9 protein-coding genes are annotated in these 13,997 nt (G+C 64.7%); 7 read left to right on the forward strand and 2 right to left on the reverse strand.

The annotated features are described in order from the left end of the window. Positions 1–58: 58 nt before the first annotated feature. The 3 genes from ACYVII_RS02235 (at position 59) to ACYVII_RS02245 (ending at position 3,674) form a co-directional block, all read left to right on the forward strand. The gene (locus ACYVII_RS02235; protein ID WP_460530280.1) at positions 59–1,519 is read left to right on the forward strand and encodes a GntP family permease; all 1,461 of its coding nucleotides are present in this window, start codon (positions 59–61) and stop codon (positions 1,517–1,519) included. A 283-nt stretch (positions 1,520–1,802) separates the two neighbouring features. Then, positions 1,803–2,117 (forward strand): hypothetical protein, encoded by a 315-nt coding sequence (locus tag ACYVII_RS02240; RefSeq protein ID WP_460530283.1) that lies wholly within the window; start codon positions 1,803–1,805, stop codon positions 2,115–2,117. 105 nt (positions 2,118–2,222) lie between these two features. Further along, positions 2,223–3,674 carry an MFS transporter gene (locus tag ACYVII_RS02245; protein WP_460530286.1) on the forward strand — a complete coding sequence of 484 codons (1,452 nt, stop codon included), beginning with the start codon at positions 2,223–2,225 and terminating at the stop codon, positions 3,672–3,674. Positions 3,675–3,677: 3 nt separating this feature from the next. Here the strand turns inward: ACYVII_RS02245 and ACYVII_RS02250 are convergent, their stop codons facing one another. Then, positions 3,678–6,887, reverse strand: coding sequence for a glycoside hydrolase family 38 N-terminal domain-containing protein (locus ACYVII_RS02250; RefSeq protein ID WP_460530289.1), 3,210 nt, complete (start codon positions 6,885–6,887; stop codon positions 3,678–3,680). Between the two features lie 338 nt (positions 6,888–7,225). Between ACYVII_RS02250 and ACYVII_RS02255 the strand changes: the two genes are divergently transcribed. The 4 genes from ACYVII_RS02255 to ACYVII_RS02270 all read left to right on the forward strand — a co-directional run bounded on the left by ACYVII_RS02255 (position 7,226) and on the right by ACYVII_RS02270 (position 11,884). After that, a complete protein-coding gene (locus ACYVII_RS02255; protein WP_460530292.1) occupies positions 7,226–8,191 on the forward strand; it encodes a carbohydrate ABC transporter permease in 966 nt (321 codons plus the stop codon). Between the two features lie 103 nt (positions 8,192–8,294). Further along, positions 8,295–9,194, forward strand: a complete 900-nt coding sequence (locus tag ACYVII_RS02260) for a carbohydrate ABC transporter permease (RefSeq protein ID WP_460530295.1) — start codon at positions 8,295–8,297, stop codon at positions 9,192–9,194. Then, positions 9,191–10,561, forward strand: coding sequence for an ABC transporter substrate-binding protein (locus ACYVII_RS02265; RefSeq protein WP_460530298.1), 1,371 nt, complete (start codon positions 9,191–9,193; stop codon positions 10,559–10,561). Before ACYVII_RS02260 ends, ACYVII_RS02265 begins: the two co-directional genes overlap by 4 nt. A gap of 39 nt (positions 10,562–10,600) precedes the next feature. Further along, positions 10,601–11,884: a glycoside hydrolase family 125 protein gene (locus ACYVII_RS02270; protein WP_460530301.1), complete on the forward strand. Its 1,284-nt coding sequence runs from the start codon at positions 10,601–10,603 to the stop codon at positions 11,882–11,884. Between the two features lie 40 nt (positions 11,885–11,924). Here ACYVII_RS02270 and ACYVII_RS02275 read toward each other — a convergent pair whose 3' ends face one another. Beyond that, positions 11,925–13,769, reverse strand: a complete 1,845-nt coding sequence (locus ACYVII_RS02275) for a glycoside hydrolase family 2 protein (protein WP_460530538.1) — start codon at positions 13,767–13,769, stop codon at positions 11,925–11,927. Positions 13,770–13,997: the final 228 nt, after the last annotated feature.

The raw sequence follows: 13,997 nt of genomic DNA on the forward strand, positions 1-13,997 counted from the left end.
TTCGCCAGCAAGATAGGACGTGCTCGCGTGCGCCGGGGCGCGGGGAAGGAGATCAGGGGTGAGCCTTGTGGAGACACTTCGTTCGACAGCAGTGACGGCCGCGGCCGCCGCGACGGATGCCGCGCATCAGCCGTGGACATCCCACGACACGCTCGTGATCGTCATGGCCGCGATCGGCATCGCCATCGTGGTCGTCCTGATCGTGGTGGTGAAGATGCACGCGTTCCTCGCACTCACCATCGCCTCGCTCATCGTCGGGCTCGGTTCCGGCATCTCTCTGGAGAAGATCACCGCGTCGTACGAGGCCGGCGTGGGTGGCGTTCTCGGCTATGTCGGCGTGCTCATCGCGCTCGGCGCGATGCTCGGCAAGCTCCTCGCCGATTCGGGTGGTGCCGACCGAGTCGTCGACACACTCCTGCGGGGCCGTCCGGCCACGCTGCCGTGGAAGATGGCACTGATCGCGGGCATCATCGGCATCCCGATGTTCTTCGAGATCGGCCTGGTGCTCCTCATCCCGGTCGTCATGCTCGCCGTGCGCCGCGCGAAGAGCAAGGCCATGCTGCTCGGCATTCCGGCTCTCGCCGGCCTCTCGGTGCTGCACGGGTTCATCCCGCCGCACCCCGGGCCGCTCGCGGCGATCGGGCTGCTGCACGCCAACGTGGGCATCACCCTCGCCTTCGGCCTGCTGATCGCGATCCCGACCGTGGTGGTCGCCGGCCCCCTGTTCGGCCGGCTCGCAGCGCGCTGGGTACCTGTGGAGGCATCCGGTGCGGCTCTGGCCGTCACCGTTGGCGGCAAGGGGGCCGATGCCGAGGCGGGCGGTCACCGTGCTCAGGATCCCGACGCCACGCGCACACCGTCGTTCACCTGGACGCTGGTCACGATCCTCTCCCCCGTGGTGCTGATGCTCGCCAAGGCCGCTTCAGACCTGTGGCTGCCATCGGGCTCCGTGGCTCGAAACGTGCTCGACTTCGTCGGCGACCCGGTGACCGCACTGCTGATCGCCGTGCTGCTGGCCATGGTCACCTTCGGCACGACCGTCGGATTCTCGCTGAACACGCTGACGAAGAAGATCGGGGCGAGCCTGCTGCCGATCGTCGGAGTCATGCTGATCGTGGGTGCCGGCGGCGGCTTCAAGCAGGTGCTCGTCGACGGCGGTGCAGGGAGCTCGATCGCGAAGATCGCCGTGGCCACCAGCCTCTCCGTCGTGGTGCTCGGATGGATCGTCGCCGTGCTGATCCGGCTTGCGACAGGCTCGGCCACGGTTGCCACCGTGACGGCAGCCGGAATCGTGGCGCCCCTCGCCGTACACCTCTCTCCGGTGCAGCTCGCGCTGCTGGTGCTCTCGATCGGTGCGGGATCGTTGTTCTTCTCTCACGTCAACGACGCGGGCTTCTGGCTCGTTCGCGAGTACTTCGGCCTCACCATCGGGCAGACCATCAAGTCGTGGTCGATCATGGAGACCGTCATCTCGGTGATGGGCTTCATCCTCGCTCTGCTGCTCTGGGCAGTCGTCTAGCCTGCGTCGCGCTCGGTATTCGGCTGCGCACGCCCTGAATTCGGTCTTCGGTTCGTCGCAACCCCGTTGACATGATCGGTCGCGGCGCGTACCACGGAAGTGCGGGTTCTTCGGGGCGGATGCGGTCGCCTCAGTCACATGAATTCGCCGACCGGACCGCCCCTGGTCGGTGCGACATCACCGAGCATTTCGCTCGGCGATGGAATGTGGAGGCGCTGTAGCGACACAGAGACGAAGACCGTGCTTGCGGATGTCATCGGGCCAGCAGCTTAGGAGGGCGATCATGGCGGAAAGCATCCTCAAAGTGCCTCAGTCGCGCGAGGTGCGCGTGCGGCTGGATATCGATGCCGACCGCATCGAGACGGTGAAACTGGTGGTCGTGCCGCGGGCGAACGACCTCGTCGAGATCGATCTCGAACGCCATGTTCTCGGGTTCATCGAGAGGGCCGGTCAGGTGTTCGTGGCTTTGGCAGGTGAGCGCCTGGATCGGGCAGAGGAATGCGGCCAGTCCCTCCTCTGGGATCACGCTGCCGCCGAGTTGGTCCGCAAGGCGCGGATCGATCAAGCACGCGCGGACCGGGTGTCGCTGTCCGCGTAAGCCGGACGCGCCGACCCGCCTGTAGACCGCGGCCACCTCTACCGCGGTTTCGCGTCGTTCGCATCCCCCTGTCACACGGCCCGGCACGGGCGTAACGTCCGCATTATGGAGAACACGAAGGCCGGGCTCCTGGAGGCGCTCGACACACGCGACATCGGCCGGTTCTACATCTATCTGGCCGTTCTGGCTACCATCGGCGGGTTCCTGTTCGGATTCGACTCATCGAACATCGGCTCGGCCTTGGTCTTCCTCCCGTTCAAGCTCGGCCCGGTGGCGATCGGCATCATCGTCGCCGGTGCATCGCTGGGCTCGTTCGTGGGGGCACTGGCGGCCGGTCCGCTCACCGACAGGTTCGGCCGCAAATCATTGCTGCTGGCGGACTCGGCGCTCTTCGCGATCGGCTCGCTCATCTCGGCGTTCGCGTTCGAGCCGGTGACTCTGACCATCGGCCGGCTGATCATCGGCATCGCGATCGGAGCCGACTCAGCGATCGCTACTGCCTACATCTCCGAGTTCGCGCCGAAACGCCGACGCGGATCCCTCGCCATCATCCAGCAGTGGATGATCACCATCGGCATCCTCGCCGCCTACGTGATCGCCGTGATCGTGCTCGGCATCGCACCGGGAGCGGCATCCACGGTCGATTGGCGCATCATGCTCGGCATCGGGTTCATCCCCGCGATCATCTCCCTGATCATGCGAGCCCGGATGCCCGAGTCGCCGCGCTGGCTCCTGGAGCACGGCAAGGAGGAGAAGGCGATCAAGGCCTTCGAGCTCCTCGGGATGGAGGCCACGGCCGAGCAAGTGCACGAGGAGGCCCTTGCCGTACGGGCCGAACAGGAGCGCGTCGCGGGCCAGTCCTTGTGGACCAAACCCGTTCGTCGCGCACTCGTCATTGTGTGCGTGTTCTTCATCCTCCAGCAGATCACGGGCATCAATGTCGCGTTCTACTACGGGCCGCATCTGCTGACGCCCTACTTCGTGCACCCGGGAACCTCTGCGGTGCAGTCGGAGATCTACGGGGTCATCGCCGCGGGCATCCTCGCGGTCGTGAACGTCATCGCCACGTACTTCGCGTTCCGGTTCATCGACAGCATCGGACGTCGCCGCCTGGCGATCGGGGCGTACATCGGCATGGCCGTGTTCCTTCTCGTCGGTTCGTACGGAGCGTCGTTCTTGTCGGGCGTGCCGCAGCTGGTGGTCGTCATGGTCGGGTTCGCCCTGTTCATCGCCTGCTTCGCGATCGGCATCGGAGGAACGGGATGGCTGCTGCAGGGCGAGGTCTTTCCGACCGCCGTCCGAGGACGTGCCTCGGGAATCGGAGCGGCCGTGGACTGGCTGGCCAACTACGGCCTTGTGCTGGTCTTCCCCATCATGCAGGTCGGCATGGGCCTGGGCTGGACGATGATCGTGTTCGCCGCGCTCTGCGTGATCGGCATCTTCTTCGTCTACTTCTTCTTGCCCGAGACGAAGGGCCACTCCGTCGAGCAAGTCGTGCGTCTGTTCGAGGGGCCGGTGAACCGGAAGAACCCGTCGGAGCCCTCGGTGACCCGTTGAGGGTCACTCGGCGTCGACAAGAGCCACCTTCACCGCGGCAGTCTCGAAACGTTCGAGAGGTACGTGCACGGTTCCGGACACGAACTTAAGATCTGCCAGCTCGTCGCCGAGGAAGGTCGTCCGCACAGCCCTGACAAGATCCCGATCCCATCGGATCTCCGCCTTCGTCGGTTCGTCGGCAAAAGACTGCAGCCGCACGATCGTGTCACCGTCCTCTGCTTGTAACAGGCCGACGAGTTGCACACGTGTGTCGGAGACGGAAAGCACTCCGCGTTCCGCCGCGCGGTCGGATGCATCGCCGGTGGCTCGAGTCGCCCGCAACGGATGAACCAGCTCTGCCGCCGTCCGCAGGGCGAGTTCGCCCGTCGATTCATCGCCAGTGGCCCGCACCCCGACCGCATACGAGAACGTGGCTTCAAAACCCTGCTCGATAGGGAAGTTGGTGTCCCATACGTTGTTGTGCACCCAGGAGTAGACCGTTCCCGCCTCGTGCGGCTTCGTGCTCGACGGAAATGGGGCGTACGGTACGGCGATCGTGTGTGGCTCGACGAGAGGGACATCCCTCGTCACCCAGACCACGGCTTCCTCGCCATCCTCCACCAGCACCCAGTCGCGCACGCCCCGCATGTGCTGCGGTGCCCCTGGAATGTGCGGCAGACCATCCCCGGTCACGCTTCCCGACACTTCGAACCGCATCCGCGGGTCGTCACCGGCGAACGGGAAGCTGAAGTACGCGCTCTCCTTGACTAACCGGGAGGGTTTCGCCAGCCGGTTCTCGATGATGAGCCACGGCGAAGATTTCGGCAATCGGAGTGTCACACGCACCCAATCGACACCGGCGGCCTGATATTCGTAGACCAGAGTCTGTCCCAAGACGTCATCGGTCCGGTCGACGATGCGCGAAGGCCGGGCAAGCGTTCGAGTTGCAAGCATCTCCAGCCGAGCACTGACCGCGAGCTTGTTCGCGAGATGGTTGAAGCCCGCTCCGGAGCTCGCATATTCGTCGTAGACATACCCGTTGAACCCGACGACGGCGTCCTGGTTCACCAGTTCGCGATCGGATGCCTTCTCCAGGATCGATGCGATCGTCGAGGCATGCTCGTCGACGCGCACTCGGAGGTATTCGTTCTCCAGCGTCAGTAGTTCGGCTCGCGGCCGTTCGGTCACGGCGGCACCCTCGCTCCGACCGGAATCACGCAGCAACGGCAGCCCGTACTCGCCGTCGGCGGAGTCGTCACGAATCGCCCGTTCTGCAGGCGACTCGGAGTGGGAATCGCTGTGCGCCTTGCGTGTGCGTACATCGAGACGGAGGTATCCGGCGGCCGGAACATCGCTGACGTATGTGACGACCCAGCGACCGGACTCTCTGTGGGCGGTGTTGGTCTGCTCTTCTTCCACGAATGGCAGCAACGAGTGATCCCGGGCGTCGATGAGGACGACGTCGACACCGAACGGAACGGCAGCCTCCGGGAGCAAGAAGCGCACCCTTCCGCTACGGGCGAAGCCTGTCGGATTGGCCACGACGAACGACGCGGCGGCGTCGGGAGCGGCACCGACAGCCTGGCCGAGGTAGACGAGCGCTGTCTCCAACAACTCGGACGAACGTTGCTGCGCGATGAGACTCTGGGCGACCTTCCACTGCCACTGCAGCTCGCCCGACGAGAAGCCTTCGTCGCCGTGAGTCCAGGAGTCGCCTGCACCCCAGGTGTGTTCGTTGAACATCGAGATCGCATCGTAGGTCTCGGACGACCGTTCGGCCTCCGCGTGAACGGCCTCACCTCCCGAAAGGGCGCTCAACTGGGAGATCGTGCGCGCATCGACCACCTCCGCCTGAGCTTTGCGCATGAAGGAGATCGGCACCGCTGCCGACCCGACTCCCTCGACCCACCAATCGCCCCAGTCGCCCTCGACCGTGATCAGTTCGTCGCCGAGGCGGGCTTCGGCATCGGCGAAGAAGTCTTCGTTGCGCGACACTCGGAGACGCGGCGATTCCCACGTCTCGTTCCACTGCCGCACGATGGCCGGCAGCGCCAGCCGCGCGGGAGCGTTGTCGCCCATGTAGCCCTGTATCCGGAGATGCAGCACATTCCATGGGTACGGGTCGCGGCCCTCGAGTGATTCCCCATGGGCGCCGAACACCCCAGGAGGAAATGGGTAGCCCTTCGTCGACAGGGCAGTGAGGTAGGCCGGGAAGTAGTTCTCGACCTGTTCGATACCCTCCGTGAAGCCGACCATCGGCCCCTCCATGTAAGCCAGGCCGTGCGGGCTGTCCGTCATCCAGACCAGCACCTCACTGCCGGCCAGGGAACGCCACCGGAACAGACGCGGCAGGTTGAGCGCGCCCATGGTGTGGGGCTGGGAGCGACCGGCCCAGTTGTGGGCAACCGAGAGATACTTCGCACCGACTTCCTGCAATGCATCCGGAAGACCGGCGACCTGTCCGGGCACATCGGTCTGCATCGCGGAAGTGAAGGGAATGCCGAACTCGTCGCGCAGCCGCCTGGCGTCGCGGAGGAGCTCGTGCAGCTCGTCCGTGGAGCACACATCGGTGTGCAGGTTGTACGGCAGTGCGCTCAGTCCGATCGATCCGGCCTTCACCGCTCGCACAAGACGATCCATCTGCGCTGCCGGGCGCTGTCTGCGCCAGTCGGTGACGGCCCAGAGTGCTTCGCTGTTCCATCGGAAACGCGCCTCGTCTGGCCAGTCCGCGGTCTCGTCGATGAGGTCGAGAGCGCTGTCCAGGTACGACCGCTGAGCCGCGAAGACCTCCGTCTGCCTGTCCGTGTACCCGAAGTCGAAGTGCGAGTGGTGAATCAGGTGAACGGTCCATTCGCGTTGAGGCAGCAGATCGAACACGAGCCGTTCGGGCCCGAGCTCCTCGATGCCGACGCGCACCCCGGTCGCCTCGCCGACTGCGCGCACAAGCAACCGGATGCTTCCTGCGGGGCCGTCTTCGACAGCGACAACGAGCTCAGAGCCGTCGCCGGTGATCAGCGATGGTCGCAGTCCGCGACCGGAGAGCTGCGAATCACGGCCGAGCAGGCGAACGGCCTGGACGCGCATCCCGTCGACGGTCTTGATCAACGGCTCAGGCAGAACGGCGATGCGTGTCGATCCCATCGCGCCCTCGGCGCTGACCGCGCGGTCGAGCAGCCCGTTCCGGGCATCCTCGTCATCCCAAGGACGAGCCGATACGAGCTTGTGTGAGGTCATCGCCTATCTCCATTGACAGCCTTCCGTGGAGAGCACTCGCCATATCGACCCTTGCCGTCGGCTGGATCCGCGGTATGCTCATCCACGATTGGAAACGTTCCCAATCGTACCAGCGGATGCGACTACGGGTTCGAGTTGGAACGTCGGCCGGACGCATTGCGGCGCCCGCACACTCTCAGCGAGGAGGTCGTGTTGTCCATTTCAGGAGCCCTCCCCTGCTGCCACGCCCTGCACCCGTCGCCACGAGCCGCCGTCCACGCGTACGGCAGAAGCGAACTCGCAGGGCGCAACACGCATCCGTCGTTCACACCGGCGCATCTCAACGAGGAGGTCTTCCCTTGACCGCAACGACCGAAACAGAACGCATAGTCACGCTCGGGATGCCCCATACGCGACAGCGGCAACGTCGCCGGGACTGGCGTACGAACAACAAGATGGGCTATCTGTTCATACTGCCCTCCATCATCGGATGCGCCGTCTTCGTCGCGTATCCGCTGGTGATGAGCGCGTATTACTCGCTCACGCACTGGAACGGTGTCACGGCACCGAGGTTCATCGGCTTCGGGAACTACATCACCATGTTCACGAAGGACCCGCTGTTCTGGGGGACGTTCTGGAACACCATCGTCTACGCCGTGATCAGCGTGCCGCTGGCTCTCGTTCTCGGGCTCGCGCTCGCGGTTCTGCTCAACCGCAAGCTCAAAGGAGTGAAGGTCTTCCGAACCATCTTCTACTTGCCCGTGGTGTTGCCCGCCGTCGCGGTGCTGAGCATGTGGAAATACCTCTTCGATCCTCAATTCGGCTTGGTCAACCAGGTACTCGGCTGGTTCGGCATACCGCCGTTGCAATGGCTGCAGTCACCTGACACCTCGCTGATGACGGTCATCCTGATCGGACTCTGGGGCGTCGGCGGCACGATGATCATCTTCCTGGCCGGCCTGCAGAACGTTCCCGACGACATCATCGAGGCCGCCAAGCTCGACGGCGCCGGCGCCTGGCGCACGTTCTGGACCATGACCCTGCCGATGATCACGCCGATCCTGCTGCTCCAACTGGTGCTCGGCATCAACGCTGCATTCCAGGCCTTCACGAACATCGCACTGCTCACCACGGGCGGGCCGAACAACTCCTCCAACCTGCTGATGTACAAGATCTACACCGACGGATTCGGAGGCACCACCAACGCGACGATGGGCTACGCGACGGCCGAGGTCTGGGTGCTCTTCGTGTTGATCATGATCATCACGGCCATCACGTTCAAGACCTCCAACCAGTGGGTCTACAACGCGAACGAGGAGCAATGATCGTGCCTTACCTCCGTTCCTCAGCCACCCTCGCCTCCCCCCATCGAACGACCAGCCGTCGAGGGCGACGACCGGCCGACCGCAAAGAAGAAGGTGATCTCTCATGACCGCTGTCACATCCGCGTCCCCCCTGCGGCGACGGAACAAACCCCTCCGCGCTCGCGTGCCGATGACGGTATCCCGCGGCGCCTGGTACGCCCTCTGCGTGCTGCTTGCGTGCACGATGCTCTTCCCGCTCCTGTGGATGATCAGCATCGCTCTGAAGAGCACCTCCGACGTGAACAAGCTCCCGCCCGACCTCTTCCCCAAGCAGTTCGTCTGGTCCAACTTCATCAACGGCCCCGCGCAGATCGACTTCTGGCCGATGCTCGGGAACACCGTGACGATCACCGTTCTGTGCGTCGCCGGCGCCGTGTTCAGCTCGATGCTGGTCGGCTACGGCTTGTCGCGAATCCGCTTCGCGGGCCGGAAAGCATGGTTTTACGTCTTCGTCTGCTCGATGTTCCTTCCCGGGATCGTCGGGATAATCCCGCTGGTGCGTCTCTACATAGCCCTTCGGCTCTACGACAGCTGGTGGCCGCTGATCATTCCGGCGTTCCTCGGCAGCCCGATGTTCATCTTCCTGGCGAGGCAGTACTTCCAGACGATCCCGGGATCCATCGATGAGGCCGCCACACTCGACGGCGCCGGACACTGGAAGATCTTCACCCGGATCTTCTTCCCGATGACGAAGCCGCTCTGGATCACGATGGCGATCCTGTCGTTCCAAGGGACGTGGAACGATTACCTGTCCCCGCTGGTCTACCTGTCGTCGAGCTCGCGCTTCCCGCTCTCGGTGGGCATGGCGGAATTCTCCGGCTCGTTCGCCAGCGCAGCACTGACTCCGTACAACTACTACATGGCGACGAACATCCTCTACATGCTTCCTCCGTTGATCCTGTTCTTCCTGGCGCAGCGGTACTTCATGGAGGGTCTGGGGAGCCTGGGAGGTTCGCTGAAATGAGCCGCCTGTTCAACGATCTCCGTCACGGCGCCGCACTGCGGCGCAGTTCAGGCTCGCGCCGCCGGTTCCGTGCGGCGCTGGCGATCGCGGTCGCCGCCGGGCTGTGCGCGTCGCTTTCGGGATGCGTCTCCGGACTGGCCAGCGGATATGCGGCGAACCCGCACAAGATCACGTATCTGACCTGGGAGAACAGCACGACCAACGGGCTGCTCGACAAGGCATTCGCGGGATACGAGTCCGACGGCTACACGATGCAGCGCCTCGAAGTCCCGGCTTCCGGCTTCAACCAGCAGATCTCCTCGCTCTCCCTCGCGCAGAAGCTGCCGGACTTCTTCTGGTGCAACCCGGGCATGGCGACCACGATGGGCAGCGAGGGATTGCTCTTCAACTGGGCGGACTGGGCGAAGAAGAATCCGAAGTACTTCGGATTCGACACCACGAAGTTCTCTCCGGGCACGATCGACCCGTACTACGTCACGAAGGACAAGCTGTACGGCATCCCTACGCTCGCGAACACCTACGGGGTCTACTACAACAAGAAGTACCTCGCCGCTGCGCACATCCCGGTGCCGTCGACCACGTGGACCTGGGACGACCTCTTCGCGGATGCGGCGAAGATGAAGGGCGTGCTCGGCAGCACGTATGGCATCAACGACATGGCGTACGACACGAACACCGTGAACGTGCGCTCCGTCGGGGCGGGCGGGAGGCCGCTGAGCCCGCATCCGATCAACGGAAAGGAGTTCACCCCCGACGAGCACTTCATCCAGGCGACAGAACAGTTCGCGCAGGCGTTCAAGGCGGGCGACTTCACCCCGCCAAGTGGCAACGCCGCGGCCAACGACACGGCAGCGTTCGCCAGCGGCAAACTGGGCATGATGTACGGCGGCCAATGGCTTGCGGTGACGTTCCTGCAGGGCAACATGAAACCCTCCGACTGGGGATGGGCGCCACTGCCGACCGGCTCCGTGAAGGTGCAGATCAACGATCCGCAGGGCCTGTGTTCGCCGGCGAACGTGGAGAATCCGGAGGAGACCTGGAAGGCGATCTCGTACCTGCAGACACACGTGTTCCCAAAGGTTCTGCCGGCTTCCCCCGTCGCCCCGCCGGCATACGCCCCGTCCGCACCGAGCTATTACGCGGCGCTCAACAAGCAGGGCGCGACAAGCGTCTCAGCGGGAGTGAAGTATGTGATGGGGGTGAAGCAGAAACTGATCGGCTACATCGGGCCCGCGACCACTCCGGTCGCGAACATCACGAACTCGACCTGGCTCGACATCCTGGAAAGCAAGATCCCGGCCTCAACCGGCGTCCCCGGGATGTTCCAGCAGATCAATCAGGCGATCAAGGAGAACCCCTCCTACTGACCGATCGGAACCACGCCAGCACAGAAGGAGACCATCCGCGTGCAGTTGTCGCGCATGCTGAAAGACAACGGGATCGTCGACGACGTGCTCGGATCACACCCCGACCCGATTGTGGCCGAAACCTTTCTTCGGTGCCTGGGGAACACCCTCGATACGACGGTGCGCCCCATGCCCGACAGGACGAACTTCGTCGTCACCGGCGACATCCCCGCCATGTGGCTGCGAGACTCCACGACTCAGCTCCTCCCGTATCTGGTGCTCATGCCGGAGAGCGTGCCGCTTCAGGATGCGCTCTTCGGCGTGCTGCGCCGTCAGCTGGCCTACATCGAGATCGATCCGTACGCCAATGCGTTCAACGCCGAGCCGAACGGCGCGGCCCACGACTCGAACGACCTCTCTGACGACCCCTGGGTGTGGGAACGCAAGTATGAGGTCGACTCCCTGGCCTTCCCCATCAACCTCGCCTACCGGCTCTGGCGTTCGACGGGCCGAACCGAGCATTTCGATGCGACGTTCGTCCGCGTCGCGCGTCGGGTGCTCGAGGTGTGGCGCGTCGAGCAAGATCACGAGACCGCGTCCGCGTACCGCTTCGTGCGCACCGACTGTCCGCCGAGCGACACTCTGGTCCGCGACGGGCGCGGCTCGCCTGTCTCACGCACCGGAATGACCTGGAGCGGATTCCGGCCCAGCGACGACGCCTGCGCCTTCGGGTACAACATCCCGGCGAACCTCTTCGCCGCGACCGTGCTCCGGCAGGTCTCCGCCATAGCGCGCGAGGTGCTGCACGACGAGCTTCTGGCCGTCGAAGCGGACCGGTTGCGTGATGAACTTCGCGCCGGAGTCGAGGAGCACGGGACGGTGCGGCATCCGCGGTGGGGAACCATCTACGCCTACGAGGTGGACGGCATGGGAAACCGGCTGCTGATGGACGACGCCAACATGCCGAGCCTGCTCTCGACCCCGCTGTTCGACGACGAGCTCGACGATGACGTGTACCGTGCGACCCGCGCCTTCGCCCTCAGCGACGACAACCCGTACTTCTTCCGCGGCCGCGCTGCTTGCGGTATCGGAAGCCCGCACACCCCGCACGGGTTCATCTGGCCGATCGCACTCGCCGTCCAGGGGCTGACGTCACACTCGCCGCAGGAGAAGAGGGCGATGCTCGAACTCCTGTGCGAGACGGACGCGGGGACGGGGCTGATGCACGAGAGCTTCGACAAGGACGACGCCGCGCGATATACGCGCCCGTGGTTCTCCTGGGCGAACGCGATGTTCTGCCTGCTCGTGCTCGACGCTCACGGTCATCCACTCCCGCCGGGATAGGCGCGGACGAGGCGGCGCACACGCGTCGCAGCGCGGCCGTTCAGCTTTCGAACGCGGCCGGGCGCTGCTGCGCCTCGCGGATGCGCGCGATATCGAGCTTCTCCGATCGGTCGAAGCGGTAGATCCCGTTCTGCTCCTGGAACACGTCCGTGAGCTGCGTGTAGCAATAGCCGAACATGTTCGGATCATCGAGCAGCGCGCCGACCAGGCCCGCGAACCGTTCGTAGAGCTCGTCTTCGTCGGCGACGCGTTGGCCGTAGCCCCACGACGAGTCGGAGTTCCCGTGCTCCGTTGCGGCGAGTTCCGGGTTCCACCAGATCCCGCCGAACTCGGAGACGAAGTAGGGCTGGCCGCGGTACGGCACCGAGAACGGGCCCTCGGATCCGGTGTTCACGAACGGCTCGTCCGTGGCCAGTCCCGCGTGCTGCTGTGCGAAGCGCTCCGGTTTCTGCTCGTAGTCATGCGAGTCGAACACGTCCGCTTCGGACACCCGGTGCGAGTACCCCGATGCGTCGAGCACGGGCCTGCTGCGGTCGGCGTTCTTCGTCGCCAGGAAGAGCGCACGCGTGACGTCGTCGAGCACGGTCGTGCGGTCATGCATCACCTGGTGCGTCTCGTTGAGCGGGCACCAACCCACGATGGCGGGATGGTTGTAGTCACGACGCAGTGCTTCCAGCCATTCGCCGACGAACGAGGCGGTCGGGGCCTGGTTCTGCCCGGCCGGCCCGTTCTCTGAGACGCCCCAGTCGCCGAACTCGCCCCAGACCAGGTAGCCCAGACGGTCGGCGTGGTACAGGTAGCGTTCCTCGAACACCTTCTGGTGCAACCGCGCCCCATTGAAGCCGGCAGCCATCGCCAACTCGATGTCGCGCCGGAGAGCGTCGTCGCTCGGTGCGGTCATGAGGGACTCCGGCCAGTACCCCTGGTCGAGCACGAGCCGTTGGAAGACCGGCTCATCGTTCAGCAACAGGCGCTTTCCGTCACGGGACACCGAGCGAAGCCCCGTGTAGCTGCGCACAGAGTCCAGCGCTTCGTCGCCATTCAGCAATTCGACGGTCAGGTCGTAGAGGAACGGATCGGCAGGACGCCACAGGCGCACTCGATCCTTCGGGATCTTCAGATGCAGCGCCGGAGAGAAGTCGAGGTCTGCGCGGACCGTCGCCTCCGCAACGACACCGGACCCGTCAGACAGCACAGCACGGACACGCTGGCCAGGGCGATTGGCAGACAGTTCTGCCACAACCGCGAACGAGCCGTCACCGACCGATGGTGTCACCGCGATCGATCGTATGGAGTCTTCCGGAACCGGTTCCAGCCACACGGTCTGCCAGACGCCCGTCGTGCGGGTGTAGAGGCAGCCTGTGTTGTCGTACAGGAGCGACTGCTTGCCCCGCGCCTGGATGCTCTCCCGCAGATCGCGGGCGCGCACGACGACGCTCAGCCGGTTGGCCTCCGGCCGCTCCGGGTCGAACCGGCCCAGTTGCACATCGAACGAGCTGAATCCACCGCGATGCCGTCCCACTTCGCGCCCGTCCACCCACACGGTGGCGTCATAGTCGACGGCCCCGAAGTGCAGTACGAGATTTCGGCCCGCCCACTCTTCGGGCACCTCGATCTCCCGGCGGTACCAGACGGCTTGGAGAAAGTCCGTCTCTGCTACGCCGGAGAGTTCCGACTCCGGGGCGAAAGGCACCAGAATGGTCCGTTCCAGTTGCCGTTCGAGGAGGCCGCGGTCGAGACCGCTGTCCCCGCGGTCGATCTCGAACTGCCACACCCCGTTCAAGTTCAGCCAGTCTTCCCTGACGAATTGCGGGCGCGGATACTCGGGCCGCGGCATGGTGCCCGCGCTCCGGTTGGCACCGTTCGCACCGCCGCCAGATGTCATCGACATTGAGGATCCTTTCGCCGCAAGCTCACCCGCGTGTGTCACCGAACTCCGACTGCGCCACAGTGCGAGCGGCTGTCGGCCGGCGGCCCGCCGAAAACCATATGAGCACGCCCTTGGACTGTCAACGTTGAGTTTCCGCGGCCGGCGAGTCGGTCACCGTCCACGTTCCGTTGCGTGGCTGCTGCGCTCGAGGCGCCATCGCTCGCGCAATGACCTTCCAAGTGC

It is taken from the genome of Humibacter ginsengiterrae, assembly GCF_054780115.1.

Excerpts from the sequence above, each read along its gene's own strand:
- ACYVII_RS02240 (WP_460530283.1), top strand. The coding sequence starts at position 1,803 with ATGGCGGAAAGCATCCTCAAAGTGCCTCAGTCGCGCGAGGTGCGCGTG.
- ACYVII_RS02245 (WP_460530286.1), top strand. The coding sequence starts at position 2,223 with ATGGAGAACACGAAGGCCGGGCTCCTGGAGGCGCTCGACACACGCGAC.
- ACYVII_RS02250 (WP_460530289.1), bottom strand. The coding sequence starts at position 6,887 with ATGACCTCACACAAGCTCGTATCGGCTCGTCCTTGGGATGACGAGGAT.
- ACYVII_RS02260 (WP_460530295.1), top strand. The coding sequence starts at position 8,295 with ATGACCGCTGTCACATCCGCGTCCCCCCTGCGGCGACGGAACAAACCC.
- ACYVII_RS02265 (WP_460530298.1), top strand. The coding sequence starts at position 9,191 with ATGAGCCGCCTGTTCAACGATCTCCGTCACGGCGCCGCACTGCGGCGC.
- ACYVII_RS02275 (WP_460530538.1), bottom strand. The coding sequence starts at position 13,769 with ATGACATCTGGCGGCGGTGCGAACGGTGCCAACCGGAGCGCGGGCACC.